Origin of the sequence: Komagataeibacter sucrofermentans DSM 15973 (assembly GCF_040581405.1) — a bacterium.
In the GTDB taxonomy this organism is placed as follows: Bacteria; Pseudomonadota; Alphaproteobacteria; order Acetobacterales; family Acetobacteraceae; genus Komagataeibacter; species Komagataeibacter sucrofermentans.
On the sequence record NZ_CP137159.1, the window covers coordinates 118,276 to 143,867 of the forward strand.

At 57.4% G+C, this 25,592-nt stretch carries 27 protein-coding genes and 4 pseudogenes; 17 read left to right on the plus strand and 14 right to left on the minus strand.

Annotated features, from left to right (window positions below):
* Positions 1-229 precede the first annotated feature (229 nt).
* The 3 genes and pseudogenes from R5N89_RS15630 to R5N89_RS15640 all read right to left on the minus strand — a co-directional run.
* Positions 230-923, minus strand: a pseudogene (locus R5N89_RS15630) (aldo/keto reductase); the annotation flags it as partial.
* A 76-nt stretch (positions 924-999) separates the two neighbouring features.
* A complete protein-coding gene (locus tag R5N89_RS15635; RefSeq protein WP_110569946.1) occupies positions 1,000-1,527 on the minus strand; it encodes a cytochrome b in 528 nt (175 codons plus the stop codon).
* Positions 1,524-2,804 (minus strand): catalase family peroxidase, encoded by a 1,281-nt coding sequence (locus R5N89_RS15640; RefSeq protein ID WP_244192263.1) that lies wholly within the window; start codon positions 2,802-2,804, stop codon positions 1,524-1,526. The genes R5N89_RS15635 and R5N89_RS15640 overlap by 4 nt, the downstream gene beginning before the upstream one ends.
* Before the next feature lie 27 nt (positions 2,805-2,831).
* On the opposite strand from R5N89_RS15640, the gene R5N89_RS15645 reads away from it, so the two are divergent.
* The 3 genes from R5N89_RS15645 to R5N89_RS15655 all read left to right on the plus strand — a co-directional run bounded on the left by R5N89_RS15645 (position 2,832) and on the right by R5N89_RS15655 (position 5,396).
* Positions 2,832-3,293, plus strand: a complete 462-nt coding sequence (locus R5N89_RS15645; RefSeq protein WP_244192268.1) for an RNA polymerase sigma factor — start codon at positions 2,832-2,834, stop codon at positions 3,291-3,293.
* Positions 3,290-4,045, plus strand: a complete 756-nt coding sequence (locus R5N89_RS15650) for an anti-sigma factor (RefSeq protein WP_110569943.1) — start codon at positions 3,290-3,292, stop codon at positions 4,043-4,045. The genes R5N89_RS15645 and R5N89_RS15650 overlap by 4 nt, the downstream gene beginning before the upstream one ends.
* A gap of 122 nt (positions 4,046-4,167) precedes the next feature.
* Positions 4,168-5,396 (plus strand): helix-turn-helix domain-containing protein gene (locus tag R5N89_RS15655; RefSeq protein ID WP_244192262.1). Its coding sequence is split into 2 segments: positions 4,168-4,396 and positions 4,396-5,396, totalling 1,230 coding nucleotides; codons are not numbered across the junction.
* Positions 5,397-5,491: 95 nt separating this feature from the next.
* Here R5N89_RS15655 and R5N89_RS15660 read toward each other — a convergent pair.
* Positions 5,492-6,415, minus strand: coding sequence for a LysR substrate-binding domain-containing protein (locus tag R5N89_RS15660; RefSeq protein ID WP_110569942.1), 924 nt, complete (start codon positions 6,413-6,415; stop codon positions 5,492-5,494).
* Positions 6,416-6,559: 144 nt separating this feature from the next.
* Here R5N89_RS15660 and mgrA point away from each other — a divergent pair, with 144 nt between their 5' ends.
* The 7 genes and pseudogenes from mgrA to R5N89_RS15695 all read left to right on the plus strand — a co-directional run bounded on the left by mgrA (position 6,560) and on the right by R5N89_RS15695 (position 11,625).
* Positions 6,560-7,582, plus strand: a complete 1,023-nt coding sequence (mgrA, locus tag R5N89_RS15665; RefSeq protein ID WP_110569941.1) for an L-glyceraldehyde 3-phosphate reductase — start codon at positions 6,560-6,562, stop codon at positions 7,580-7,582.
* Between the two features lie 255 nt (positions 7,583-7,837).
* A pseudogene (locus tag R5N89_RS15670) lies at positions 7,838-8,073 on the plus strand (oxidoreductase); the annotation flags it as partial.
* Positions 8,074-8,246: 173 nt separating this feature from the next.
* Positions 8,247-8,990 carry a DeoR/GlpR family DNA-binding transcription regulator gene (locus R5N89_RS15675; RefSeq protein WP_110569940.1) on the plus strand — a complete coding sequence of 248 codons (744 nt, stop codon included), beginning with the start codon at positions 8,247-8,249 and terminating at the stop codon, positions 8,988-8,990.
* Positions 8,991-9,004: 14 nt separating this feature from the next.
* Positions 9,005-10,075 (plus strand): oxidoreductase, encoded by a 1,071-nt coding sequence (locus R5N89_RS15680; RefSeq protein WP_110569939.1) that lies wholly within the window; start codon positions 9,005-9,007, stop codon positions 10,073-10,075.
* On the plus strand, positions 10,066-10,587 hold the full coding sequence (locus tag R5N89_RS15685) for a heme-degrading domain-containing protein (RefSeq protein ID WP_110569938.1): 522 nt from the start codon (positions 10,066-10,068) through the stop codon (positions 10,585-10,587). The genes R5N89_RS15680 and R5N89_RS15685 overlap by 10 nt, the downstream gene beginning before the upstream one ends.
* A pseudogene (locus tag R5N89_RS15690) lies at positions 10,542-10,802 on the plus strand (AEC family transporter); the annotation flags it as partial. The gene R5N89_RS15685 and the pseudogene R5N89_RS15690, both read left to right, overlap by 46 nt.
* A gap of 58 nt (positions 10,803-10,860) precedes the next feature.
* Positions 10,861-11,625: pseudogene (locus R5N89_RS15695) on the plus strand (IS5 family transposase).
* Positions 11,626-11,753: 128 nt separating this feature from the next.
* Here R5N89_RS15695 and R5N89_RS15700 read toward each other — a convergent pair.
* Positions 11,754-13,004 (minus strand): IS701-like element IS1452 family transposase, encoded by a 1,251-nt coding sequence (locus R5N89_RS15700; protein WP_012812328.1) that lies wholly within the window; start codon positions 13,002-13,004, stop codon positions 11,754-11,756.
* A gap of 42 nt (positions 13,005-13,046) precedes the next feature.
* Here R5N89_RS15700 and R5N89_RS15705 point away from each other — a divergent pair, with 42 nt between their 5' ends.
* Positions 13,047-13,343: a ketopantoate reductase C-terminal domain-containing protein gene (locus tag R5N89_RS15705; RefSeq protein WP_244192325.1), complete on the plus strand. Its 297-nt coding sequence runs from the start codon at positions 13,047-13,049 to the stop codon at positions 13,341-13,343.
* Positions 13,344-13,523: 180 nt separating this feature from the next.
* Here R5N89_RS15705 and ampC read toward each other — a convergent pair whose 3' ends face one another.
* The 4 genes from ampC to R5N89_RS15725 all read right to left on the minus strand — a co-directional run bounded on the left by ampC (position 13,524) and on the right by R5N89_RS15725 (position 16,315).
* Positions 13,524-14,672 (minus strand): class C beta-lactamase, encoded by a 1,149-nt coding sequence (gene ampC / locus R5N89_RS15710; protein WP_354680728.1) that lies wholly within the window; start codon positions 14,670-14,672, stop codon positions 13,524-13,526.
* Between the two features lie 303 nt (positions 14,673-14,975).
* Positions 14,976-15,629 carry a GNAT family N-acetyltransferase gene (locus R5N89_RS15715; RefSeq protein ID WP_354680729.1) on the minus strand — a complete coding sequence of 218 codons (654 nt, stop codon included), beginning with the start codon at positions 15,627-15,629 and terminating at the stop codon, positions 14,976-14,978.
* 179 nt (positions 15,630-15,808) lie between these two features.
* The gene (locus R5N89_RS15720; protein WP_053323965.1) at positions 15,809-16,114 is read right to left on the minus strand and encodes a CcdB family protein; all 306 of its coding nucleotides are present in this window, start codon (positions 16,112-16,114) and stop codon (positions 15,809-15,811) included.
* The gene (locus tag R5N89_RS15725) at positions 16,115-16,315 is read right to left on the minus strand and encodes a type II toxin-antitoxin system CcdA family antitoxin (RefSeq protein ID WP_193713795.1); all 201 of its coding nucleotides are present in this window, start codon (positions 16,313-16,315) and stop codon (positions 16,115-16,117) included.
* A 342-nt stretch (positions 16,316-16,657) separates the two neighbouring features.
* Here R5N89_RS15725 and R5N89_RS15730 point away from each other — a divergent pair, with 342 nt between their 5' ends.
* The 5 genes from R5N89_RS15730 to R5N89_RS15750 all read left to right on the plus strand — a co-directional run bounded on the left by R5N89_RS15730 (position 16,658) and on the right by R5N89_RS15750 (position 21,118).
* Positions 16,658-17,569, plus strand: coding sequence for a tyrosine-type recombinase/integrase (locus R5N89_RS15730; protein ID WP_006560376.1), 912 nt, complete (start codon positions 16,658-16,660; stop codon positions 17,567-17,569).
* A gap of 19 nt (positions 17,570-17,588) precedes the next feature.
* Positions 17,589-18,779: an IS91 family transposase gene (locus R5N89_RS15735; RefSeq protein WP_110570156.1), complete on the plus strand. Its 1,191-nt coding sequence runs from the start codon at positions 17,589-17,591 to the stop codon at positions 18,777-18,779.
* Between the two features lie 441 nt (positions 18,780-19,220).
* Positions 19,221-19,763, plus strand: coding sequence for an Rrf2 family transcriptional regulator (locus R5N89_RS15740; RefSeq protein WP_110570157.1), 543 nt, complete (start codon positions 19,221-19,223; stop codon positions 19,761-19,763).
* A gap of 35 nt (positions 19,764-19,798) precedes the next feature.
* The gene (locus tag R5N89_RS15745; protein ID WP_110570158.1) at positions 19,799-20,188 is read left to right on the plus strand and encodes a cupin domain-containing protein; all 390 of its coding nucleotides are present in this window, start codon (positions 19,799-19,801) and stop codon (positions 20,186-20,188) included.
* A 21-nt stretch (positions 20,189-20,209) separates the two neighbouring features.
* Complete coding sequence (locus tag R5N89_RS15750) at positions 20,210-21,118, plus strand: NAD(P)-dependent oxidoreductase (protein ID WP_110570159.1); 909 nt, start codon at positions 20,210-20,212, stop codon at positions 21,116-21,118.
* 110 nt (positions 21,119-21,228) lie between these two features.
* On the opposite strand, the gene R5N89_RS15755 is transcribed toward R5N89_RS15750, so the two are convergent.
* From R5N89_RS15755 to R5N89_RS15775, 5 genes are all read right to left on the minus strand, one after another.
* Positions 21,229-21,612 (minus strand): type II toxin-antitoxin system VapC family toxin, encoded by a 384-nt coding sequence (locus R5N89_RS15755; protein WP_110570160.1) that lies wholly within the window; start codon positions 21,610-21,612, stop codon positions 21,229-21,231.
* Complete coding sequence (locus R5N89_RS15760; RefSeq protein WP_208624733.1) at positions 21,609-21,947, minus strand: type II toxin-antitoxin system Phd/YefM family antitoxin; 339 nt, start codon at positions 21,945-21,947, stop codon at positions 21,609-21,611. The genes R5N89_RS15755 and R5N89_RS15760 overlap by 4 nt, the downstream gene beginning before the upstream one ends.
* Positions 21,948-22,067: 120 nt before the next feature.
* The gene (locus tag R5N89_RS15765; protein ID WP_341865167.1) at positions 22,068-22,454 is read right to left on the minus strand and encodes a nitronate monooxygenase; all 387 of its coding nucleotides are present in this window, start codon (positions 22,452-22,454) and stop codon (positions 22,068-22,070) included.
* Positions 22,455-22,472: 18 nt separating this feature from the next.
* The gene (locus R5N89_RS15770; RefSeq protein ID WP_110570162.1) at positions 22,473-23,588 is read right to left on the minus strand and encodes a metallophosphoesterase; all 1,116 of its coding nucleotides are present in this window, start codon (positions 23,586-23,588) and stop codon (positions 22,473-22,475) included.
* A gap of 128 nt (positions 23,589-23,716) precedes the next feature.
* Complete coding sequence (locus tag R5N89_RS15775) at positions 23,717-24,688, minus strand: SDR family NAD(P)-dependent oxidoreductase (protein WP_110570163.1); 972 nt, start codon at positions 24,686-24,688, stop codon at positions 23,717-23,719.
* 121 nt (positions 24,689-24,809) lie between these two features.
* Between R5N89_RS15775 and R5N89_RS15780 the strand changes: the two genes are divergently transcribed.
* Positions 24,810-25,391 carry a TetR/AcrR family transcriptional regulator gene (locus R5N89_RS15780; protein WP_110570164.1) on the plus strand — a complete coding sequence of 194 codons (582 nt, stop codon included), beginning with the start codon at positions 24,810-24,812 and terminating at the stop codon, positions 25,389-25,391.
* The last annotated feature ends 201 nt before the right edge of the window (positions 25,392-25,592 follow it).

Here is a 25,592-nt window from a genome sequence, read left to right on the forward strand (position 1 = left end):
CACCGGCGTGTTGTCGCGCCTCGTTCCGTGTGCATCTTGTAGAGCGCGTGATTACGATTAAGTCGAGCAATGCCTGCTATCAGTAATCTACTTGACCGGGACAATGGCACTACCAGACCCGTAGCTATCATGAACGTCAACGCCTCGAATGAATATTGTGTTCATTCCTTACCCGCTTTTGTAGTAAAGACGATAGCAGGGTAAGTCAGATAGCTGCGCCGGTCATATCTTACTTCTCACCTTCGACGGGCCCAGATTTCTCGCTGTCGAGCGCTGTCATCTGTTTCGGATCATAGTGTTCCCCAGCTGTAGCCCTTTGGGAATAGCCTGCTCGATAGCAGCCAGATCGTCGGCGCCAGCGTAAGATCAAACGCCCCTAGCGCGTCGGAGAGCCGATCGAGCCAGAGGGCTCCTAACAAGTGGTACAACATCATCACCTTGTGCGGCGCCCCATGCGATTGCCAGTTGGGCTACGCTCGCATCTTTGGTGGCTGCAGTGTCCCGCAATATCTCTACAAGGGCCAGATTACGCTCGACATTGCGTTCCTGAAGGCGGGAACTACGAACCCGAAAGTCCCCTGGCCCAGTTGTCCCTTGCCAGTACCCGCTGATCAGACAGCGCATGAGCACACCATAAGATGTTATGCCAGTGCCGAGTTCACGACAAGCAGGAAGAATTTTGTCCTCAATGCCACGCGAAATCAGCGAATACTCAATCTGAAGGTCGCTGATGGGATGGACGGAAGCCGCGCGCCTATAGTTTCTGGGCCAACTTCCGAAAGGCCGATATACCGGACATAACCAGCCTGAATCATCTCGGCGAGAGCGCTAATCGTTTCTTCAACGGGCATTACCGGGTCCAGCCTTGCGGGCCGGTAGATGTCGATATGATCGAGCCCGAGCCTCAGCAAGAGCCATAATAGTCTTGTATATCTGTTGCCGCCACCTCTATTCCAAAAGCTAACCTTCCGTTCCCCCGGTCAAATACGGCCGTAACATCTAAGTCATGCTCCGCAGCACACCATCACGGCGGATGATTCCATGAAACAACGCCGCCCCGACATGAACCAGAACCAGCCCAAAGAGTGCAAACGCCAGAATTGTGTGGGCAGAACGAAGCCAGGACCAGAGCCCAGGATTATGCGGCAGGATGGGTGGGAGAAGAACGGACTGCCCCCATAGCGGAATGGGAAACCCGCCTGCTGAAAGCATCCCCCACCCCACAAGCGGCAGCGCAATCATCAGCCCATAAAGCAGGATATGCGAAGCCGTAGCCGCACGCTTTACAAGCGGTGGCAGATCATCTGGTAGCGGTGGCACGGATGACCTGAGGCGATTTGCCAGGCGCAGAATGGCCAGCACAAGGATCGCGATGCCCAGAGGGCGGTGCACTGTCACGAGCCGATGATAGTCAGGGCCAACTGAAGCCGCCATGAACACGCCAATAAACAGCATACCCAGAATCATCACGGCCATGAGCCAGTGCAGCACGCGCGACAGAAGCGAAAATGAGACCAGCCGGTTCATGGTTTTTTGCCTTCAGAAGATGCCTGAATCAGGTTGGGCGTTACCGCGCTCGGACCACGCTTTTCGCCGGAGCGGCGTAAGAATGACCGCATATAGGCCGCTGAGCGGACCTGCAGGATCGGATCATCCGACGGCTGGATGCCTGGCGGTAAAACGAGAGGGTCAAAGGTAATGTCCGTGCAGGGACCGCCATCCTCGCTTTCAATGGCATTCAGGGTCAGGGTTCCGGCGTCAATCGTCTGGTCATCCTGTGCCCAGATCTGGCTGGGGTCGTTGATGACATCATGCGCACCCGCCACGGTCATCACTAAATGCCACTGCAGGGGATGGTCGTGAATGTCACTGATCAGCTTACGGAACAGAAATTCATGATCGCCCGCCTTTCCATTACTCGGCATGGCAGGCTCCATCGGCATCATGGCCCAGCGTACAGCCGTTTTCCGTCCGTCTGCGGCGACCAGTATAAAGCTGTCAAGACTGTGAAACGTATCGTCTGCAAAGCCGGATGAAATAAAACGACGGGCGTTCTCCTCGGCTGCAGGCTTGAGCCAGGGATGGGTCACACCAAACGCTTTCGTGCGTGCGGGGTCGGGCTTTCCGGTTGCAGGATCGATCTGCTGTGAGGCAAAAAAATCCGAGGCATCGCGCGCATCCCGCAGCGGTAGAACTGGCGGATCATTCATACCCGTCCGCCATTCTGGTGCATCGGGCGGCATAAGCCGGAGCGCCATGCTGCGCACGGTCGTGGCGCTATCGGGCGCATAAGGCTGCCCGACAGCAAGAGCGAACCGCCCGATGACCGGAACATGCCGTTCATGAAAGACCGCAGCCTGTGAAAGCTGCGTAGCGTCAGCGCTTGCATCAAACCATCCGCTGACACAGACCCCCTTGGCATGCGCCCTTCGGAAGCCATGTCCGTAGCTTCCGGCGTTATGCAGTTCAGCCATCAATCGGTTCTGCGTTATACGGTCAGGAGAAAAGCCGCCGCCAGCCCACAGGAAGGCCAGCGCAAGCGCCGTTGGTACGGCAACAACCCCGAGCCAGCGCAGGGCCAGCATTGAAGGGCCAGCAGGTTTTTGATCCATGTTTTCAGGTCCGATGCGGTTATCTTCTGCCAAGACGCCAGGCAGGCTGGATTTATTCCCGGCAAAAGGCGCTATCGGAAAATATTTTCGGTATTCTCCCGTTTTATGGGGAATAAACTGCCTCCCGGTACGTCTTTGTCTGTGAGAGTGATCCTGTGAAAGGCAAAGACGGAGTTGAGTGATGACGCGCATATCAGGTTACAGGCCGCCATTCCGGCATTGAGACGGTATGCACGGGTCCTGACCCGTGACCCGTCTCAGGCGGATGATCTTGTACAGGACTGTCTGGAACGTGCCCTTACGCGACTACATCAGGTTCGTGGCCAGCCTGACCTGCGCGCGTGGCTGTTCACGATCGCGCATCGGCTTAATATAAGTCACTGGCGGCGTTTGCGGCGCTTTGTGTCACTGCCGGAAGCAACGCCGCCCGAAATGTCGCAGGAAGCCGGGCAGATCCCCCATCTGGAGTGGCAGGAAGTCGTGCATGCGTTCGGGCATCTGTCTGATGATCATCGGCAGATCATGGTGCTGGTCTGTGTTGAAGGGCTGCAATACGGCGTGGTTGCGGAAATCCTGGATCTGCCGGTCGGGACCGTGATGTCACGCCTTTCCCGGGCACGCGCTGCCCTGCACAGTCTTGTTGAACATGCGGAACGCCCCAAGCTGCGGAGAGTCAAATGACACAGCCTGATCGCCCCGTGACCGAAGATGACCTGCAGGCCTGGGTTGATGGGTTCCTGTCTCCCGAACGTCTGCGAACAGTCGAATCATGGCTCGAAAATCATCCCGATACATTGCGACGTGTCATGGCGTGGAGAAACGAGCGCGATGCACTCCATGCCGGGCTGGAGCAGGAACTCAGGCAGCCCGTCCCGGCGCGCTTCAACATCACGCACCTGCGGCAACGCAAGGCCGTGCGTTCCAACATACCCCGAATGGCTGCCTCCATCGTTCTTGCAGTGTCGGTAGGCTTTGGCGGCGGGTGGTTTATGCGTGATCGACGCGTGCCGGTCGGACTGGCTGCCGTTGAACAGGAAGCAACTATTGTGCGTGATGCCGGCAAAGAAAGCATGATTACCGACGGCAATATTGCACAACTGGCGGCATGGGGCGAAAAAACACTCGGGCGCCCGGTACGGCCACCGGACCTTTCTGCAGCGGGCTATCACCTTGCGGGAGGCCAGCTTGTCCCGACGGATCATGGCCCGGCCTGCGTCTTTTTCTATAAGGATGACAGCGGCGCCCGGATCTCCCTCTTCGTAAGGCCCATGTACGGCGTGGACATTACAGCCCCCATGCGCCCGATGCGGCATCTGCCAGGCTATCTGTGGGCGCAAAATGGGCTGGGGGTCAGTATGTTGGCAGATACTTCCATGAGCAGCCTGCATACCCTGGCTGACCATGCGCGCGATCTGATGGAGAAAGCCAGTTGAGGATCAGGGCGCGCCAACGCTTTCAACGAATGTGCAGCCTCTTGTGAGGCTTTACGCAAGTAATGAATAACCCCTAGATTTCTGGACGCTCAGGCTCCTAAAAATGAGGACAGGAGGCGTTGATGGGGAAGCCCAATTTCAGTGATGAGTTCAAGCGTGATGCGGTGGCGCAGACTACCGAGCGGGGATATCCGGTAGCGGAAGTTTCGCAGCGGCTTGGGGTCAGCACACATTCGCTGTATGCGTGGACGCGGCAATTCGCGAAGGTGGCATCAGGCGATACCGGCAAGGATGCCGAGATCCGGCAACTGAAGCGCGAACTGGCCCGGGTGACCCACGAGCGCGATATCCTAAAAAAAGTCACCGCATATTTCGCCAGGGATGCGAAGTGAGATACGCCTTCATTGCCGAGCATCGCGATCATTTTGGAATTCGGGCAATGTGCCGCTGCCTGACTGTACAGCCCAGTGGGTATTATGCCTGGCGGAAGGAGCCGCTGAGCCGACGGGCTCGCGAGGACGTCCGACAGACCACGTTGATCCGTCAGGCCTGGAACGACAGTGGCAGGGTTTATGGCTACCGTAAGCTGCACGATGATCTGCTCGATCAGGGCGACCTGACACGACAACCATTGGATGCGCTGGAAGTTTTCCCCATCGGCGCCCCGACCGTGGTTCAGATCGGAGAAAACGACGACTTCTTTCTCATGGGGGGGCACGTCGATCTTGACGCCGTCAGTGGACGCATTCTTCTGGACAGTCTGCCTTCATTGATCCGTCTTCAGGCAGGCGGCCGGGAAGCAGAAAAACTGCAATGGCTGATCGGCCAACTCGTAGAAAAATTCCGGGGTCATGAGGCCGGATCGGGCTTTGCGTGTTCTGGCCTTGCCCAACTTATGTTTTTACAGATCCTGCGTGGCTATCTTTCGCGGTCGGAAAACAGCGGTGCCGGATGGCTCCGTGCAATAAGCGATTTGCGTATCGCACGGGCGCTGGCACTTATTCATGACGATCCTGCCCGGGAATGGCACCTGCCGGATCTTGCGAAAGCGGCCGGAATGTCCCGCACGGCTTTTGCAACCCGATTTCGAGAAATAGCGGGGGTCATACCCCTGGCCTACGTGACACAGTGGCGTATGCACCTTGCGGAGCGTGCGCTCCGTGACGGAGAAACGACGATCGCAATGATTGCACAATCGGTCGGCTACGCATCTGAAGCGGCCTTCAGCAACGCCTTCAAGCGGGTAATGGGTGCCTCTCCGACGCGATTCCGCACCCATCAGAGGCAAGAACTGACAGAGACCCGCAAGGGAGAGCCAGTCAGCAGGGACTACGTTCCCTTGCTGGCATAACGGTCGGAAACGGCAATCAGATCGCCTCGCATCATGCCTGCTCCACCACACTGCCGGCCTCAGACGCTCAGTGAACCAGATGACGATTTTTTTCCTCAAAGTTTTTCGGCAATGCGAATTGTGTGCGTCAGTTCTCTCAGGCCAGATGGAGGATGCCGCCGACTTGAATAATAGATCGCGAAAGGTGCGCCCATTGATGCCCAGTCAGGGAGGACAATTTCCAGCGTGCCTGCTGCGATCTCTGCTTCGATGCGCCTCTCCAGGCAATAGACCAGCCCTAGCCCGCGTCGGGCAGCTTCCAAAGCCATCTGTGTATCGTTGAGACGTAACGGGCCAGGGCCCTCGATCCGGATCATCTCGTCACCGTTACCGAATTCCCAGGGGTAGGTAGAATTATCGCCAATCCGCATCTGAATGCACTGATGCTGATATATATCCGAGGGTTTCAGAGGGTGTCCGTGACGGTTCAGATACTCGGGAGCGCCAGCGACGACCCAGCGGAGCGGTTTGGTAAGAGGTATGGCGATCATATCTTGCGGTACACGGTCCAGGAATCTGATGCCGGCGTCATATCCGCTTTCCACGATATCAGTGAGGCGATCATCGACCATGATGTCGAGATGGATGAGCGGGAAACGAGCAAAAAAATCCTCCCACACAGATGCTAGCAGTAACTGCCCCGCATCTTTCGAAACATTAAGACGAAGGCGCCCTGTTGGCTCTGTACGTTGTCCTTCGAGCGCTGATAATCCGCTGGCAATAGCCTCGAACCCAACGTGCAAGGCTTTCGACAGATCATCACCTGCTGCCGTAAGCGCTACCGAGCGACTGGTCCGATGCAGGAGCCTCACACCAAGCCGGCTCTCCAGGCGACGCATCGCATGGCTTACCGCGGAAGTCGTCAGGTTCAGGTCAACGGCAGCCAGGCGGAAACTGCCGCAACGCGCAATAGCCAGAAATACATTCAGATCAGCGAGATCGGAGCGATCGACGTGACGCAAAAGATGATCCTGTTTCAATGTTGCGTTGAACCAGGGTCATCGTAAGGCCCTTTCGGCGATCAGGGAAAGTGCCTAATTTTTGTGTGCACCAGTCGGGTGTTGGCGAACGGCTATGCAGATACCTGACAATAATCGGCTGTAAGACAGAAGGAATTTTCAATCATGACATGGACACCGTCATCGCAGCGTTATGAACAGGCAACCTTCCGGCGGTGTGGTCGCTCAGGCTTGGATCTGCCACCGATTTCGCTCGGGCTGTGGCACAATTTCGGGGGGGAGGATGTCTTCGAGACTGGTCGGGCGACGATCAGGCGGGCATTTGATCGTGGGGTGACCCATTTTGACCTGGCTAACAATTACGGTCCCCCTCCTGGTTCTGCTGAGGAAAATTTTGGCCGCATCGTGGAACTGGATTTTCAGAGTCACCGTGACGAAATGATCATCTCATCGAAGGCCGGATGGGATATGTGGCCGGGACCATACGGCAATGGCGGATCACGCAAATATCTTCTGGCCTCACTGGACCAGAGCCTCATGCGTATGAAGCTGGATTACGTTGATATCTTCTATTCACATCGCCCTACTCCGGATGTGCCACTGGAAGAGACGATGGGCGCGTTGATTCATATGCACCGTCAGGGCAAGGCATTATATATCGGTATCTCGTCTTATGGACCGAAAAGAACCCGCGAAGCTGCCCGGATACTTCAGGAGGCCGGTGTCCCTTTGCTGATCCATCAGCCATCCTATTCAATGCTGAACCGGTGGATCGAAACGGAACTTCTGGATACGCTGGATGAACTGGGCACGGGTTGCATCGCTTTTTCACCGTTGGCGCAAGGGTTGTTGACCGGAAAATACCTCAACGGCGTTCCGGAAGCGTCCCGTGCGGCGGCGGGCGGCTCGTTTAGCCGCGATATGCTGAGCGAAGAAAACCTCAACCATATCCGTGCCCTCAACGATATTGCCCGGAGCCGTGGCCAGTCATTGGCGCAGATGGCGATTGCATGGGTCCTGCGCGATCCCCGCGTTACGTCCGCGCTGGTCGGCGCGCGAAATACCAAACAGCTTGATGACTCACTTGATGCACTGAAGAATCTTACCTTTGATGCGGAAGAGCTGCACACGATTGATCGTTATGCTCGTGAGGGAAACATTGATCTTTGGCGTGGTTTGTCCGACTGATGTTTTTTAGGCTGCCGCTGCGGATCGCACCATCTGTGATGCTTGGCCCGGTAGCAAAGGCAGCAGGAAGAACAGGCTAAGCGGCGGCGCAGGCGCAACAGTGACTTTCTTGAAATCCGGTGCAGAAATTTCTAAGCCTGCTTGCATCCGCTGTTGTTCTGATAGCTGTGCTGATCGTCATCGTATAGCCAATCTGCCGCCATGTCGCCAGGTAGGGTGACGTCTCGTGGGATTACACCCTATGCGGTTCCCAAAAATGCGACTGCTGCGCAAGTAGCCGAAGCGCAGACGATCGCACCAGTCGTATGCATGCAGAAACCATTCCAACCTCGTTCATAGAAAGGATGATAAACTGATCGATGCGTTGACGACACAGGGCATTGCCGATGTACTATTTTTTTCCGTTGGGTGGGTTCAGCCCGATCCAGTCAAATGTCCTGTCCGAGATCGCAACCAATATCGGGGGGAGCCCGTTGCAGGTGGCGCTTGCCCGCGCCCATGCCGACATGGAAAGCCGCAAGACGACCGGCAAGCTCCTGCTGATTCCCTGAAAAAACCGGAAATCCGGGATTGTCCGGGGCACGCAGCCGTGCAGTTTATAACCAAGACTTGCGGTTTTATGCATTATATTGCGTGTTTATGCGGTATTTGTTAGAGACCGCATATGAGCAAACTTTCACGCCAACATCGCCTGCTCGCGATGCTGACCGACACGGGCGAACTGCTCGTGTCTGAGGCAGCGGCGGCTCTGGACGTGTCGGATGACACCATCCGGCGCGACCTGTGCGAGCTGGAAAAGCAGGGCTGCCTTCACAAGACACACGGTGGGGCCGTGTCGATTGATCTTGGCGGCATGGCGCGCACGACACGCTCCGGCCTGCTGCCCGTGCAGAAAAAACGGATTGGCAAAGCAGCGGCGGCGGCCGTTCCGGCCGGGGCCACGCTGTTCCTTGATGCCGGTAGCACAACGCTTGCAATGGCCGAGGCACTGACAGTGCCAGCAACGGTCATCACCAATTCGCTCGATATCGCCAGCCGGATCGAGGGACGGCCAGCACTCCGGCTGATTCTGGCGGGTGGGGAATGGGATTCCCGGCAACAGCTGTTTTCCGGTGCGGCGGCCCGGGCCGTTCTGGGCCTGTATCGCGCCGACATTGCCATTCTTGGGGCCTGCGCGGTCAGCGCCCACGGAGCGGTGACAGCAGGCGAGGAACGCGACGCCGACATGAAACGGAGTATGATCGATGCTGCCAGCGAAGTCTGGCTGCTCGCCGATCATCTCAAATTCGGCCATGTCGAACCGCACCACGTCGCAGACCTAGCGCAATTCTGCCGTGTCTATTCGGACCGCTCTCCGGCCAGCGCCGACATAGGGCAAACGGGGCCGGAATTCATCATAGCATCCTGAAGGGGCATCGGATCATGAGCCAGTTTCCTCCCGTCATCCGCGTCGGCCTGATTGGCTACGGATTTGCGGGAAAGACATTTCACAAACCCCTGCTGATGGCCGAACCGCGCATGCGGATTACCCGTGTCGCATCGAGCGACAGCGAGAAGGTGCATGCCGATCTGCCCGATGTTGCGGTTGACGCTGATCCCGCAACCCTCATTGCAAGTGAGGATGTCGATCTTGTCGTTATCGCAACGCCGAACGAGTACCATGCCCCGCTGGCACGACAGGCGCTGCTTGCTGGCAGGAACGTCGTCGTGGACAAACCCTTCACGCTAACCCTGGCGCAGGCGCGCGAACTGGTGGCGCTGGCGGCCCGGCAGGACAGATTGCTGTCCGTCTTCCATAACCGGCGCTGGGACAGTGACTTTTTGAGCGTAAAGAATGCGCTTGCAGGCGGACTGATTGGCCGGGCGACGCATTTTGAATCCCATTTCGACCGCTTCCGGCCTGTGGTCCGCAAACGCTGGCGCGAAGGCCGCGAGCCTGGGGCTGGCCTGTGGTTCGATCTTGGCCCGCATCTGGTCGATCAGGCGCTGTGCCTGTTTGGCCTGCCCCGCGCCGTGCATGGCGACCTGATGAAGCAGCGTGAAGGCGCCCTGTCGGACGACTGGGCGCATGTCGTGCTGGAATATGACCGGCATCGCGTGATCCTGCACGGCAGCATGCTGGTTGCAGGCGGGGTGCCGCGTTTCGTCGTACACGGCGAGAAGGGCAGCATCCTCAAACGCAGGCCGGACGGTCAGGAAGCCCAACTCCTTGCAGGCATGACACCCGGCGCTGCTGGCTGGGGGCATGATCCCGACCCGCTTCTTGGCTACGGTGGAAATGGATCGGAACAGGAGATTCCGGCACTCATGGGCGACCAGCGACGCTATTATGCCGGCATCGCGGACGCACTGACAGGTATTGGTCCGAACCCTGTCCCGCCGATTCAGGCACTGGCCGTGATGGCCGTGATCGAAGCTGCGAACCGATCCGCCCGTGAGAAAGCATCTGTAGGGCTGGATCTCACCAATGAGGAAATCGCCGCATGGCCATAGCAGATGACCTGCGCATGATCGCGCAGCAGGAGCGCGAACTTGCCTTTGCGAACTTCGACGAGGCCGATGCATGGCAACTGGGCCAGTTCCTGCGGGAATGGGGACAAACGAACCGGGCGCCGATCGCCATAGATGTCCGGACCTTCAACCGTCCCCTGTTCTTTGCCGCCCTACCCGGATCGACGCCGGACAATACCGACTGGATCCGGCGCAAATGCAACGTGGTCGATCGTTATCGGCGGAGCAGTTACGCAATCGGGCTTGAAATGAAAGCGAAGGGCGCGACGCTTGAGGAACGCTATGGCCTGCCGCTCCGGGATTATGCCCCGTATGGCGGCGCCTTCCCGATCGTGCTGGACAAAACCGGCGTGATTGGCTCCGTAACCGTCTCGGGACTGGACCAACGGGAGGACCATATGCTGGTTGTCACGGCGCTCTGCACGGTTCTCGGGCTGGACGCGAAGGAATATCGACAGGACATCATCTTGCCGATGCCGCCATTGACGGACTGAACGCGAGCTACGCCAATACGGGATTCGTCGGCTTCCCGCTCGTCCTGCCTCTTGTCGGCAATACCGGCATGGCGCCGACGCTCATCGCCACGATCGTGACGGTCTGTGTGCTGTTTGTCATCGCGATCGTCCTGATCGAGGCCGGACTGCAGACCGAAGCACGACCGCGCGACATCGTTGCGAAAACGCTCTTCTCGCTAGGCTCAGGACCTATTAATTTATTGAACTGAGTGGGGCATTGTGATTCACAGGCTTACCGATGGAGATTAGGCTGTGAGTGACGTGTTTTTGCTGTCTGAGAGCCAGATGGAACGGATCAGTCCGTTTTTCCCTCTGGCATACGGAGTGCCACGCGTGGATGACCGTCGTGTTCTGAGCGGGATTGTTTACGTGATCCGCAACGGTCTTCAGTGGAAAGACGCCCCGAAAAGCGTATGGTCCGCACAAGACCTTATACAACCGCTTTATCCGGTGGAGCCGCCTGGGTGTCTTTGACCGGATCTTCGTCGCCCTGACAGAACAGACTGGCCGTTCGAAGCGCCTGATGATCGATGCGACACATCTGAAAGCACACCGGACAGCAGCCTCCCTGCTTAAAAAGGGGTTTTTCTCCGCCATATCGGACGCACGAAAGGCGGCCTGAACTCAAAACTCCATGCCGTGTGCGATGGTCAGGGCCGACCGATCCGGCTTCATCTGACTGCTGGACAGGTCAGTGACTTCAAAGGAGCAGATGTTCTTCTGGCGCACCTGCCGGAAGAAACAGAAGAGGTCATCGGGGATCGGGGTTATGACAGCAACCGGATCAGACGATCTCTTGTCGAACGGAACATTACCGCCTGCATTTCACCGAGGAAGAACCGGAAATCAAAGCCATCTTACAACTGGCACCTGTATAAAAAGCGCCACCTTATCGAAAACATGTTCGCAAAGCTGAAAGACTGGCAACGTGTAGCGACCAGATACGACCGCTGCGCTCATACATTCATGTCTGCAATCCACATCGCAGCAAGCTTCATCTTTTATCTCAAAGAATGAGTCCTGTGCCTAGCACTACAGTTGCATTTTGTGTCGTGAGTGAGCGCGGATAGCACTGGCCTGATGCGTTCGTCGAAAGACGGACCATCTGAGGATGTGAGAGACGGGTAGTCTGCGTTGTGCAAGTTTTACGACGAGGCGCCTGATCTCCTGAATGGACCAGCGGACAAGGACTGTCGTGTTCTGAGTTGTGTTTTTTTCGGTTTCAGTGAGTTTGCCTGGTAACGGACACTGGCCATGACGGCATAGGCCAGCATGACCAGAGAGACATGCCGATGCCAACCATGCCAGGAGCGGGTCTCGTTATGATCAAGACCAAATTCGTTTTTGGCCGTCTCGAACCCTTCTTCGATCCTCCAGCGCGTCCCTTCAACGTTCACCAGTTCCTGCGTGGTTGTCCCTTTCGGGCTCCAGGTCGTAAAATAGGCAAGGTCCCCGTCAGCGATGTTTCGGCGGATCAACAGGCCACGTGTCCATGGTCCGGCTATAGGGCAGTCAAATTCTTCAGCATCCAGATCAGCAAGCGGAAGATACGCCCAGTCATAAAGTCGCTCACCTTTTGTGCCGTGCCCCGCTGACAGACGACGCCAGGCCTGGTCTGGCAGTCCTGCTGCAATATCTTTCGCCTCTCCGGCAATCAGCGGTTCCGTTGCCCATGATCCGAACCAGTGATTGCCCTTGACCCCAAGCACATATCCAATTCCTGCCCGGCGAAGCGTGCGTTCTACGTCGCCCACGCCATACACGCTGTCTGCTGCAACCCAGCGGAACGGCACACCGGCCTCAATACTTCGCTCAATCATCATCGAGGCTAACGCCGGTTTGGTTGCAAACACCACGTCATCGGGAACGTGGGCCCGCTTCAGACGCTCAGGCTTTGATGTCCAGTCTTTCGGGAGATACAGGGCGCGGTCAATAAAGGCATGCCCCCGTTCCGAAACATAAGCGCCAAACACACCAATCTGGCAGTTCGTGATCTTGCCGGCAGATCCCGTATACTGCCGCCCCACACCGCAGGACGCCTGACCCTTCTTCAGAAAACCGGTCTCATCAATGACCAGCACGCCCTCTTCAGTGCCCAGATGCTCAATCACATAATCCCTGACGACGTCACGAAGGGCATCGGCATCCCAGTGCCCGCGTCCCAGAAGCGCCTGCTGCCGCCATGGACCAGGATCTCCTGCGGCTTCCGCTCGCATCCATCCCGTCTTGCGTGGTTCATTGCCAATCAAAACATCAAGAAAAGCACAGGCCGAATCTACGACACGTTTTTGCGTGAACAGCGGCGCCATCCGATCCTTGGCGGACCGAAGCGAGCGCGCCCATAATTCCAGCGTCTCTTCAACAGACGTACCGCCACTCATCATATCCTGAATCATGGTTACCCATAGATTCAGAACTCAACACAAAATGCAACTGTAGTGCTAGAAGCTCGGGCGCCCAGAAATCTAGGGACTATTCAATGTGCGTCAACGGCCGCCGCTGCCGGCTATCCCCTGCGGGATGCCACCCTGAAGGGCACTGTCAGTCTTCTGACGAAAACGGACTCCACCCTGACGTCCTCCATGTTCCGGGATCTGCTGCAGGATGCGCCTGTGGAGGCGCAGCAGATTATTGGTGATCTGGTCAGGCGAGCACGCGTCCATCAGATCCCTACACCTATCCTGGATCTCACGGATCTGAATCTGCGCGTGTATGAACAGCAAAGGCACGCGTGAAGACGCACAGAGCAGACACGAGACGCCGGCAGACATATTCGCTTCGGAGATCATGCCCTTTTTGTTCGACGATAATTTTTCATGCATGAACAGCTGGAATGGAAAGTCTGCCTTGGGGAGCATTGGAATGTCCGGTTTCGGACACCTGTCTTCAAACTCAGACGTTTTCGCCGATGGCGACTAAGGCTTGGAATTCAGTGACTCGATGAGCGAGTAGACCGCCTTCACCCGGGATTCATTCGGATAGTTTTTGTTCGCCAGGACAACTATGCCGATATTTTCACCGGGCAGGATCGCAATATAGCCACCAAAGCCGTTCGTTGATCCAGTCTTGTTCAGGAAAACATTTTTCTGGGGGGAGAGCGGCGCGCTCAACTTCTGTTCTGGTTGTGGCTTCATAATAAAGTCATAGCCATTTCCCAGTGTCATCTTCTGCAGCTCAGTGGGCCAGGCGTATTGCTCCCAGATCATATCCTGCGTGAAGAACGCTGTTTTGTACTGTCCTTCATGGGTTCTCCTGACTGCCTTACGCAATTCTTCCGAAGCTGTCCCCTGCCCCATCTCCACATCCAGGACCTTCAGCATGTCCCGGGCGCTCGATTTTACGCCGTAGGCTTCATTGGCCAAAACGCCAGGGGTCATTCGAATTGGTGCGTTGGTCTTTCGGTCATATCCCCAGGCGTACTGGCCCATTTCGCTCTCTGGTACGTCAATCCAGGTATGCTGCAGCCCGAACATCGGAAAAAGCAGGTCTTGCACGACCTGCTTATAGTTCGAGTTCATGGCCTTGCCGGTGATATAGCCGAGCATTCCGATGCTGATATTGGAATAGCTTCTTGCTCCCGGTTCCGGCGGGTGCCAGTTCTTTAGCCAGGTCACCAGCCCATCGACGTCGGTTATGTTGTCTGGCACCTGTAAAGGCAGTCCTCCCGAATGGTGCGTTGCCAGATCCATGAGGGTCAGCCGATTGCCTATCGAGCAGGCGTCTGCACAGACATGATGTGCCACTGTGTCATTGAGGCTGAGTTCACCGCGTTCCTCGGCCAATGCTGCAAGCGTTACATTGAAAATTTTGCTTATTGAGCCGAGTTCAAACAGAGTATCAGGCGTGGCAGGGCGGTTATCGGCTCGTGATGCTACTCCAGCGGCATAAAATTCATGTTTGCCGTTGCGGGTAATGCCGACAACAAGGCCGGGTATATCGTATTCCTTCATCGCGGGTTGGAACGCATCCCGCGTTTGTTCAGCAAAACTGTCAGCTTTTGCAGGCAAAATATTTGAAGCGATCATGGCAATGGAGAGCGCCACAAGACACGACCGCTTATTCATCTATATGCTCCACACTTGGATTTCTCTCGTGGGTTCGTGAGAATACAGTGGGCTTCCAGTATCACAAGTCATAGTCCAGACATGAAGCTTCACGGCAACTATAACTGATCCCTTGTGATCATAGGTCCGCTTACCGAATGGTCAAGCAGCCTTCTGGGTGCTTGAAATAAGGGCGACTACAGCCTGCAGGCCGCCATTCGTTGAGCAGGTAGGCTGTTTAGACGGGGGAGAGGCATTGAATGGTCGTTCAAGAGCAAACGTACGCTGGAGTTATTATCGATGGAGGTCTCCGATGATCGGAAGTCAGCGCGGTTTCTGTCTGACCATGATCCAGTTCGGGAAGCTACGGCCATTGATGGCAATGGGTTCGTCGTTCGTCACCTGAAATCCCAGCTTCTCATAGAAGGTCACGTTTTGTGGTTTCTGGGTAACAAGTGATGCCGGGAATGGGGATGTATCAACTACGTATGACAGTTCGCGCCGCAATATGCTGGAACCCAACCCGCGCCCCTGGCAATCGGAACGAACAACCATATTATTGAGATACCAACTTGGGTGCCCATTCAGGCATGCTTTCCGCCGGGCCTCGATCATGTTGATGACTTTCAACGTGCATCGAAAGGTCTCCAGCCCATGGCGGAAGGGCAATGCCAGAAGGCCATGACGTGCCAACAGAGCAGGAGATGCTTCAGGAGAGCCGGGTGGGTGCCAGAACCCCATGGCGGCAACCCTTTCCCTATGGTCACGCGCCGCAAAACTCCGTCCCAGCGCGAACTGGACGCCAAGGTTCGCCTTCATCAGCCACATCAGGCGCGCGCGCCGGGTTACGGCATCGGGATAGAGGAAAACATGGGCCGGATTGTCAAAAAAAGCCTGGGTGAGGAGAACGGAGACTTCATCGCGATCGAAAATGGTCAGGACCGCATCACTGAAAGCACCTATCATAGTATCCTTCATTTCAAGGCAGTCATTAGTTGACGTTCTATTGATCTCCCAATCTTTACATCTCTTTGGGCTCCCTTCAGAATTGAATCCATTTTTTCAAGAGAAGTCACCATCACGAATATCTGCTTTCTGGTTTATCTGGAATGACCTCAATGTCCGAAATGAAGGCATAAGCCGACCACCGTCGCGTTTCAGAAACCTGTGAGAAGCAGATCGAGCGCCTGAGTAATTTCGTCCTGGCAAAGCGACAATGAAGCAATGATCTTCTTCAGATCACGGTCAGGAACTGCGGCCATAAACTGCGTCATCATGACAAAGGGACAACCGTCAACCATAAACACCGGGTTCAGCCTCTTTGCAGGCTTTGGTGCGGTTCCCTGCGGCAGCAGCGGAACAACGACACGGGTACCCAGAGCATCCAGAAGATCTGCCTGCACATCCAGAACGAAACGTGCTTCTCCCCGTCCGGCCAGACGATACACATCAAAACGGGCCACTTAGAAGTTCCGATAGTCCGCCAGGGGAAGCCCGTTCTCTTCAACATATTGCCGTGAAGCTTCGAGGGAAGCGCGATTGTCTGCCAGCCATTGCTGAGCACGGATCGACGCGATCGCTGACCTAATCCCCTGCTCGCAGGCCTGCGATATGTTGAGATCTAACGACTTGGCTTCTTCGAGCAGCTGAGCGGGTAGCGTCACATTTGTGGGGCGACGTGATGGAGTGCCAGAATGCACGCGAACCATAGCTTTGCTCCTATAGACTGGTGATCAAGATATAGCACATGTTTATGTACATTTGTATGCCCATATTTTTGCGCGAAGGTATGACCGCTTTCGGAAGGCCTCGACGGCTTTTCTTATGACCCACATGAAAGCGTCTGCGGCCTGTCCGCTTCACATTCCTTGAGCGGACAGAACGAACCCGCTGCGCGGGATTGGTGCGGTGTGCAGGTCTGTCACCACGGCGTGAGCGATCTGTTTTATTTGGAACTGTCCTGATCGGGCCAAGCACTCTGGCTTCTTCCCACCAGAAGGAGCCGGATGATGACAGAGTCCCTGTGCATTGCTGCAATCAGTCCCCTTCGCCAGCGCCTGCTTGATGACATGGCGGTGCGGCGGTTCTCCCGGGAGACGCAGCGCAATTACCTTCGCGATGTCGGCCGTTTCGCCACGTTTCTGGGCCGCTCACCTCACACGGCAACAGTCGAGGATGTGCGCCAGTTCCAGATTGCGCAGAACGCGGCTGGCATGCCGACACCGACCATGAATGCCATCGTGTCGGCGCTGCGGTTTTTCTTCACCCAGACGCTCGACCGCCCCGACCTTGCACGCAAGCTGGTCCGGGTGGCGCAGCCCCGCAACCTGCCCGTCGTGCTGAGCCGCGATGAGGTTGCCCGTCTGCTCAACGCGACCGTATGCCTCAAACATCAGGCCGCCCTGTCGGTCGCCTACGGGGCAGGCCTGCGGGTGGCCGAGGTCGCCGCTCTCAAGATCAGCGATATCGACAGCGAGCGCATGCTGCTCAGGGTCGAACGGGGCAAAGGGGGACGATATCGCAACGCCATGCTTCCGGCAGACCTTCTGCCCCTGCTGCGGGAGTGGTGGAAGGCCGGACGCCAGCAGGGCGTGATGCATTCCGGTGGCTGGCTTTTTCCCGGGCAGGACACCATGAGGCCCATCAGCACACGGCAGCTCCATCGTGTGGTTGTCGATGCCGCGCGGGCTGCTTCGATCACCAGACGTGTGGGGCCTCATACCCTGCGGCACAGCTTTGCCACGCACCTGCTTGAGGATGGTGTCGATGTCCGCGTGATCCAGGTTCTGCTGGGTCATTCCCGTCTGGAGACCACGGCCCTTTATACAAAAGTTGCGACACGGACCGTGCGGGCCGTCATCAGTCCGCTCGACAGACTGGGCATGCTGGCGACAACGCAGGCGAGGCCCGACGGCTGATCCCCGGGCGGGGGCGGTCATGTCCGCCTCCCTCGCACTGGGGGACATCTTCCGGGCTGCCGGTCCTGCCTGGCGGGCAGCCCATATCGGCCGTCTCCCCCTGCAGCAGCTCAAGGTCATGGCGGCGATCGAACACTGTCGCACGGCAGCCCTTGGTGGTCATGTCGCGGCCTGCGGGGACTGCGGACACTGGCGGATCGCCTATAACAGCTGCCGCAACCGTCATTGTCCGCGCTGCCAGGGGAACGCCGCGCGGACATGGCTGGCCGATCGGGAGGCCGATCTGCTGCCGGTCGGGTATTTCCATGTCGTCTTCACCCTGCCGGCGCGGATCGCCGACATCGCGCTCCAGAACAAGGCCGTTCTCTACGCCCTGCTGTTCCAGGCCGCCTCGGAGACGATGATGACGATCGCCGCCGATCCCCGGCATCTGGGTGCCCGCATCGGCATCACCGCCGTGCTGCACAGCTGGGGTTCGGCGCTGACCCACCATCCCCACGTGCACATGATCGTGCCGGGTGGCGGTCTCTCGCCCGATGGCCGGCGCTGGATCTCGTCACGCCCTGCCTTCCTGCTGCCCGTTCGCGTGCTGGGCAAGCTGTTTCGCCGTCTGTTCCTCACCCGGCTGCTCGCACTTTTCGATGCCGACCGGCTGGTCTTCCGGGGGCAGCTTGCCCCTCTCGCAGACCGTCGTACCTTTCTGCGGTATCTGGCCCCCGTGCGCGGCAGGCGCTGGGTCGTTTACGCCAAGCCGCCTTTTGCCGGCCCCAAAGCGGTGCTGGCCTACCTGTCGCGCTATACCCACCGCGTCGCCATCTCGAACCGTCGCCTCCTGGCGTTCAACGAAAACGGCGTGACGTTCCGCTACAAGGACTACCGGCGGGACACGGCCCACCAGCAGCAGGTCATGACACTCGCCACGGATGAGTTCATCCGTCGCTTCATGCTGCATGTCCTGCCACGGGGATTTCATCGCATCCGCCATTATGGCCTGCTGGCCAGTTCCAGCCGCAAGGCCAGCCTCGCCCGGGTGCGGGAACTGCTGAATGTCATATCCACACCAGCGCCAGAAGTCCCGGAAGCCGAACCGGTCACGCCACCGCCGTGCCCATGCTGTGGTGGTCCGATGGTCGTCATCCAGATCCTTCCCCGATGGTGCCAGCCCCGAGGGCCGCCACAGGCGAGTGATCCAACCAAGGGATCACCATGACAGCCCGCAGATACGACAGCATGACCGATCCCGATGTCGGAGTGGCTCCGCGCCGGCAAACCGGGGCTCCTGTACGCATCACCGGAAAAACCGGGAAAATCGCTGTCTGCACCGCCAGTTCTGTCATCGCGTCATGCAGATCCGGTCACAAAAACCCGTTCCAGTTCCACAAACGCACCTGTATGCTCTGGCTCAGGCTCTCCCCCGGGTAGCGCCAGTTGCAAATTCCCCATAACTGAGTCCCGGTGTCGCGGGTTCGGTCTTCCCAGACTTTCGTACGCCTCGCGGCGCCCGAAACCCTTCAGGGGAAGCGGAACGTCGGCTTAGTCGCCGCTTCTTTCAGAAAGGGACATTTCAGCATTTACATTCGAGGTGGCTGCAAGGTCAGAATGACCAGTACAGCGTCTTGCGATTCAAAACGCGGACCTGTAAGGTCCTCGTATGGCACTTTATGGCGCAAGAACCGAATATATCCTGCACAGCCTGCTCTGGCTGGTCGATAATCCCGAACCTGTCAGCAGTCTCGATTTGGCAGAACTGCAGGACATTCCAGCGGCGTTTATCGCCAAGCTGCTTCCCAAGCTTGAAAAGGCGGGCCTGCTAACCGCGGTGGAGGGCTTGAGAGGAGGGTACAAACTGGGCAGAACGGCTGAAGAGATCAGCGTTCTGGCGGTGGTGGATGCAGTTGAGGGTCCAAAGGACCTTTTCAACTGCCAGGAAATTCGCGGTCGCTGCGCTCTCTTCGATCAGCGGCCGCCCGAGTGGGCAACGCAGGGTGTTTGCGAAATTCATGGTGTCATGCTGCGAGCTGAGCAGGCCATGCGTCGGGAACTGGCGCAGATTTCCCTGGCCGATCTGGCACGCTCCGTGCGGGATAAGGCTCCTTCTCCCTTTCTCGGAGAGGCGCAGTCGTGGTTCGACGAGCGTATCCAGACCCGCCGTACCAGCAAAGTCAGGCAACGGAAACGGTTGAACATATCCTGACCACTACAAAGCTTTTACCAATTGGAATATTGAAAATGCGCAAGTTTATTGCTCTTGCTGCTGTGGCTGCAGGGTTCTGGCCCCAGTCTCTTCATGCTGAGACCAAAGTCACGCCTCTGCTAGCCCATGATCTTTCGGATATTCCCGGCAAAGAGGGGGCCATGCTGACGGTCGATTACGCCCCCGGAGGCTCGGATCCAATCCACAGACATAATGCTTCCGTTTTTGTCTATGTCCTGAAGGGAAGCATCACCATGCAGGTCAAAGGTGACGCGCCCGTAACGCTGAAAGAAGGACAGAGCTTCTTTGAGGGACCAGACGAGGTCCATCTCGTTGGGCGTAATGCCAGTCAGACAGCGCCAGCGCGTTTCCTTGCGTTTTTCGTCAAAGATAAAGCGGCTCCATTTGTCTTTCCCGCGAAGTGATCAAAAGGATATCGAATTATCATGAAGGTTCTAGTGGCTGGAGCCAGCGGTGCATTGGGCCGTCCGCTGATCAGGATTCTGCGGGATTCTGGGCATGAGGTCTGGGGGCTAGCCCATCGTCCCGAGAGTCTGAAAACGATCGAAAGGCTCGGTGTTCATCCTGTGAATGGTGATGCACTTAATCGGACCAATATTTTCGAACTCATTGAGCAGATCCGCCCGGACGTGGTGATCGATCAGCTGACTTCCCTGCCGTCCAGTCCTTTCGACCTGCCACAGCGCCTGCCTGCTGATCGCCGACTGCGGCTGGATGGCGGTGGTAATCTTTTCGAGGCAGCCAAGACTTTCCAAGTAAAACGTTATGTCCAGCAGTTATCCGGGTTTTATCTGGATGGTGGAAAAGGGCTTGCAACGGAAGCGTCACCCTTGAGGATCAATGCTCCAGGGACGATCGGTGACAGTGCCCGTATGTATGCCGCGTTGGAACAGAGGGTTTCAAGCGCACAGGAAATGGAAGGTATCGGGCTGCGCTATGGGTTCTTCTACGGTCCCGGGACATGGTACTGGTCCGACGGTGCATTCAGTCGCCATCTTCTCAAGGGGGAAGTTTCTCTGATCGGCAAGGGGAGCAGCATATTTTCCTTCATCCATGTAGAGGATGCTGCACAGGCAACGGTGGCGGCCCTTACAGCGCCAAGCGGCATCTACAATATCGTAGATAACCAACCGACGACAATGTCTGACTGGCTACCGGCATATGCAAACTGGATCGGAGCTGATGCTCCTCCCTACCTCGATGAGCAGAAGGCTCTTCAACTCTTAGGTAAGGAAAGTGTCTATTTCCAGAACAGCCTGACAGGCGCATGTAATCGGAAAGCCCTTCGGGTACTGGGTCTCAGCCCACAATGGCCTTCATGGCTCAAAAAATAAATTCGAACTTATTCTTTTCATAACGGACATAAGACGTCCCCGCTTACGGGATAAAGTTTTGCACCCTTATATGACCGACATGAAGGCGTAGTCTGACGGCAATTTCTGCTTCACGAACAGCGTATTCGCTTGACGGGGTAGTGATCCATTTGTCCGTCTTCCGAAAGGAATGTGGCGTGTTCAGCTTGTGCCTGCGCCATCAGGAGATGGTCAAACGGATCACGATGATGCAGAGGCAAAGACATCAGGATCTGCAGGTGTTCGGGTTGTATTTGCAGCAGAGAGAAACCTTCCGCAGGAATGGCTGCCAGAATATCGTTCATATCCGCATCCAGTTTTCCGATACAGATTTTGATCGCAATCTCCCATAATGATACGATACTCACCAGAATATCGTGGACCGGATCTGCAATGATCTCCCGTGCATTCTCACCCAGCCGGTCGGAGTCCGAAAGCCACCAGAGCAATGCATGCGTATCGAGCAGAACCTTCACAGGTCACGTTCCATGCTTTCAAGAATGTCCGGCGGTGTCGCATCAAAATCTTCGCGCATTCTGATCCGCCCGCGAAGAGCTCCTGGCTGACGGCGGGGGCGATAGGAAGGAGCTGGTGGCCGCAGTTCAGCCACAACCTCGTCATGAGACGTCACGAGGATCGTACTGCCCTGTCTGACCTGACGCAGATACGCTGTCAGGTTCCCCCGGAATTCCCGAACACCGATTTTCTGTGGGGATGCGGCGTTATCTGAAAGATGCTCGCTCATGGTCTCCTCCTTGTGTGTCATCATATCATGTACACAGAAGGAGGAGGTAGAGAATTCCTGAGGCATATTCGATTTCAGAGATCAGTGGCATCTGACAGTGCCACAGCGTCCTCGACATCCACCACAAGGTATCGAACCGTACTATCCAGTTTTGAATGAAGTTGGCAACGCCGGGCAGGTTGGCGATTATGTCTTTGAATAATGTGCCCTGTGCAGTTCTTCCTTCAGTTTGTCCATGAGCTGACCCACTGGCATAGCCCGGGCCAGTGGGGCGCCCTGTCCGGCCCAATAAGCACCAAAACCACTTTCACCACAGTTTCTGGCAGCCTTGTTGAGTGCTTTCCCCGCATCATAGGCAATGGGGCAATCGGGAAGCGGTGGAATGCCGACACTGTCACTCAGGCTCGTAAACCGGTTTTGAAGACAGCGCGCAGGCCGTCCTGAAATGAGATCGGTCAGCCGGTCATACGACGCGCATACGTGTTCACTGCGTAAAAAGAGGTCCCCTGAAGGACCGGACGGACAGGATCCAAACGACACAGGAAAGCGCATTGGAATACTGAAATTTTCCATATCAGGATAAAATTCCCCCTATCCCGCATGCAGAGTGAAACGGGTGATCTCGGATGGCCTGCCCAGCCGGAGCGCAAAGCCCGGCCACAGCCCGGTGCCATTGCTGACGTAAAGCACCATACCCCCCACATCATAGCGCCCGGAAACAAACCCGCTGTTGCCGCGCGCGACAAGACGGTCGAGGCCAACAATCATCCCGCCATGTGTATGCCCCGACAGTTGCAGGGCAACACCCTGTGCGGCAGCTTCACGCGCGTCCCCGGGCTGGTGATCAAGCAGCACGACCGGGGCACCGGCAGGAATACCCGCAAGGGCCGCAGCCAGATCGGGGCCAGTCTGCCCATGCGCGGGTGCTGACTGGTCGGTAACACCTGCAATGACCAGCCTGGCGCCTCCCCTTGTAATGACCGCATGGCGGTTCAGTAGCATGCGAAAGCCCAGTGCCGACAGGTGCTGCATCCAGTCGGTGTAATCGAAGAAATATTCATGGTTGCCCGGGACTGCCAGAACACCATCCAGCGCATGCAGCCCCGCAAGCGGGACGACGTCAGCACGACGCATGGCCACCGACCCGTCAATGAAATCGCCCGTCACGACGATCATGTCGGCCCCGGCCGCATTAGTGCGCTCCACGACTGCCCTTACCCATCGGGCGGGAAACAGCCGGCTGATATGCATGTCGGTCAACTGGACCAGCCGATAGCCGTCAAATGCTGGCGACAGGCCGGGAATGGTCACACTCACATCCCTGATCGGCGGTACCCGCAGCGCATTGGCGACGCCAATTGCAGAAAGCATCCCGGCAAGACCACCCACACCCGCCCGCGCAGCCACCGGGATACGCACCGGCTGCCACGTTATCAGCGCAACCAGCAGTGCACCGATATCAAGCGCGATCTGGAACAGCATGAGAAACGCGATCGCCCCGAATGCCCAGTTGAACAGGATAATGACAGGCCGGGGAAATTCCGGGGCAAAGATGGAACCCGAGGAAAGCCGGGACCAGTAGTGGTAAAGTGCGGCCACGACCACCAGTGCCGCAGCAATTCCCTTCATCCCCAGCGGAAGCGGTAACGGCCAGAGCCAGTTCAGGATCACGACCAGAAGGGGCAGGCCGAAAACAACAAGGCGCATTCAATATCCTCGCACGGAAGCGCAGGGAGACATCTTCCATCCCCCTGCGTCCGGGCCATTCATATCGGTAAACTGTCTGTCCGGGCGTCAGGAGCGTCCATTATGCCACAAACAGGAACAGGGGTGACTCAGGAGAATTTTTCCCCGACCATTTCCTCGCTTTTGGCCCACAGCGCCTCGGCATGTGCGGGATCGACCGCGTAAGCCCGCACCCCTTCACTGACCAGGCTGATCGGCTGGTCATCGGGCACGACCGGGCTGACGTGGCAGTCTTCGCAGTAATGGCCACCAACCGCATCAGCCGCCCCCACTATGCCCGCCCAGACTGCCGTGGCCGCCCCCTGCGGAATGGTCTTGAACTGGAATGGTGGTTTTCCCTCAGCCGCAGCCTGTTCATTGATCCGCGCCACCATCGCCTCAATGCCACCTGCTGGCATGTAACGCGTCAGTTCGGTCAGGATTCCACCCGGATGAACCGCTGTAGCACGCACGCCGCGCGCGCGGTGCCGTGTGTCAAAGGCTATGGCAAACAGGATGTTGGCTGTCTTGGAGCGCCCGTAGGCGATGAACGGATCGTACGGCGTATGCTCGAAATTCGGGTCCTTCAGGTCCACATCCGCAAAGCGATGTCCGGCCGAGGACACGTTGACCAGCCGCGCACCGGCGCGCATCAGCCCCGCAATGCGGTTGACGAGGACGAAGTGCCCCAGATGGTTGGTGCCGAACTGCGTCTCGAACCCGTCCTTCGTATGGCCGAATGGCGTCGCCATCACGCCCGCATTGGCGATCACCAGATCGAAAGGAAGGCCGGTTGCGTTCAGTTGATCGGCGCAGGCGCGGACACTGCCCAGATCCGCAAGGTCAAGGGCGACCAGTTCGAAGCTCCCGCCCCCACGCGCCGCATCCGCACGGACCTGCGTGGTGGCCTGTTCTGCTTTTGCCAGATTGCGCGCGGCACCCACCACATGGGCAGCAAGGGCGCGTACGGTTTCAACGCCCAGACCGGCAGAAACGCCGGTTACAAGCACGCGTTTGCCCTGCAGCGATACGCCGGAGAGGACATCGTCCGTTGTCGAGCTTGCGCCAAAAGTCTGTGTCATGGGGAAAACTCCCTGAAAGGATGCATCCGTTTTTTGCCGAAATGGCCTGCGGGATGTTATGTGGAGTGTAGCTCCGCTTGATATATGCGGAGTATTGCTCCGTTTAACAAGAGAGAAACCGGTGACCGACGAAAAAAAGCCGCGCCGCCGACCGCGCAGCGATGGACAGCGCAACAGGACAAACCTGCTGAACGTGGCCAAGGCCGCGTTCACGGCGGGGGAAGTCGATATCCCGCTGGATGAGATCGCCCGACGTGCAGGCGTGGGGATCGGCACGCTTTACCGCCACTTTCCCAATCGTGATGCACTGATTGAGGCGGTCTATCGCGCTGAACTGGACCGCCTTGCCGATGCGGCACCGGTCCTCGCCGCCCAGCATCCGCCCGTCGAGGCGCTGCGGGCGTGGATGCGGCTGTTTGTTGACTATATTGCCGCCAAGCTGGTGATCGCCCCTGCCCTCAACGGGCTGGCAGGCGGCACGGGCGCACTTTATGCCCAGTCCGGCACGGTCCTGCAGGGTGCGATTGACGGGCTTGTGGCAGCCGCCGTGGCCAGTGGTGACATCAGCGCGGATATTGAGCCGGTTGACCTGCTGCGCGCCCTGGCGGGTGTATCGAACTATGCGGCTGGTCCCGGCTGGGAGACCAGTGCGAAGCGTCTGGTCGATATTCTCATCGCCGGATCGCGGGTATCGGCATCGTAATCTGGCGGGCGGAATGACCGTCGCCCTGCATGACGGATATAGCCCTGCCGCCATTCCTTGCGGGAACGTCCCGTCTGTTGTAACGCTCAGACCCCGCGAAAAACGACTGCCCATGGCCCACTGTCAGGCTCCAAGGCTGTCGCCCGTACGTCCTTCATGCCCCGGCATGATCGGCCAGCGTCTCCGAAAAACACAGCCCGC

Bases quoted from the DNA above. Each gene is read 5' to 3' on its own strand.
- R5N89_RS15685 (WP_110569938.1), top strand. From the start codon at position 10,066: ATGGCCATAGCAGATGACCTGCGCATGATCGCGCAGCAGGAGCGCGAA.
- R5N89_RS15700 (WP_012812328.1), bottom strand. From the start codon at position 13,004: ATGATTCAGGATATGATGAGTGGCGGTACGTCTGTTGAAGAGACGCTG.
- R5N89_RS15735 (WP_110570156.1), top strand. From the start codon at position 17,589: ATGTCCGCCTCCCTCGCACTGGGGGACATCTTCCGGGCTGCCGGTCCT.
- R5N89_RS15675 (WP_110569940.1), top strand. From the start codon at position 8,247: ATGAGCAAACTTTCACGCCAACATCGCCTGCTCGCGATGCTGACCGAC.
- R5N89_RS15640 (WP_244192263.1), bottom strand. From the start codon at position 2,804: ATGCGCGTCATCACTCAACTCCGTCTTTGCCTTTCACAGGATCACTCT.
- R5N89_RS15760 (WP_208624733.1), bottom strand. From the start codon at position 21,947: ATGCCTCAGGAATTCTCTACCTCCTCCTTCTGTGTACATGATATGATG.
- R5N89_RS15730 (WP_006560376.1), top strand. From the start codon at position 16,658: ATGATGACAGAGTCCCTGTGCATTGCTGCAATCAGTCCCCTTCGCCAG.
- R5N89_RS15770 (WP_110570162.1), bottom strand. From the start codon at position 23,588: ATGCGCCTTGTTGTTTTCGGCCTGCCCCTTCTGGTCGTGATCCTGAAC.
- R5N89_RS15765 (WP_341865167.1), bottom strand. From the start codon at position 22,454: ATGGAAAATTTCAGTATTCCAATGCGCTTTCCTGTGTCGTTTGGATCC.
- R5N89_RS15680 (WP_110569939.1), top strand. From the start codon at position 9,005: ATGAGCCAGTTTCCTCCCGTCATCCGCGTCGGCCTGATTGGCTACGGA.
- R5N89_RS15650 (WP_110569943.1), top strand. From the start codon at position 3,290: ATGACACAGCCTGATCGCCCCGTGACCGAAGATGACCTGCAGGCCTGG.
- R5N89_RS15740 (WP_110570157.1), top strand. From the start codon at position 19,221: ATGGCACTTTATGGCGCAAGAACCGAATATATCCTGCACAGCCTGCTC.
- mgrA (WP_110569941.1), top strand. From the start codon at position 6,560: ATGACATGGACACCGTCATCGCAGCGTTATGAACAGGCAACCTTCCGG.
- R5N89_RS15750 (WP_110570159.1), top strand. From the start codon at position 20,210: ATGAAGGTTCTAGTGGCTGGAGCCAGCGGTGCATTGGGCCGTCCGCTG.
- R5N89_RS15715 (WP_354680729.1), bottom strand. From the start codon at position 15,629: ATGAAGGATACTATGATAGGTGCTTTCAGTGATGCGGTCCTGACCATT.
- ampC (WP_354680728.1), bottom strand. From the start codon at position 14,672: ATGAATAAGCGGTCGTGTCTTGTGGCGCTCTCCATTGCCATGATCGCT.
- R5N89_RS15745 (WP_110570158.1), top strand. From the start codon at position 19,799: ATGCGCAAGTTTATTGCTCTTGCTGCTGTGGCTGCAGGGTTCTGGCCC.
- R5N89_RS15635 (WP_110569946.1), bottom strand. From the start codon at position 1,527: ATGAACCGGCTGGTCTCATTTTCGCTTCTGTCGCGCGTGCTGCACTGG.
- R5N89_RS15775 (WP_110570163.1), bottom strand. From the start codon at position 24,688: ATGACACAGACTTTTGGCGCAAGCTCGACAACGGACGATGTCCTCTCC.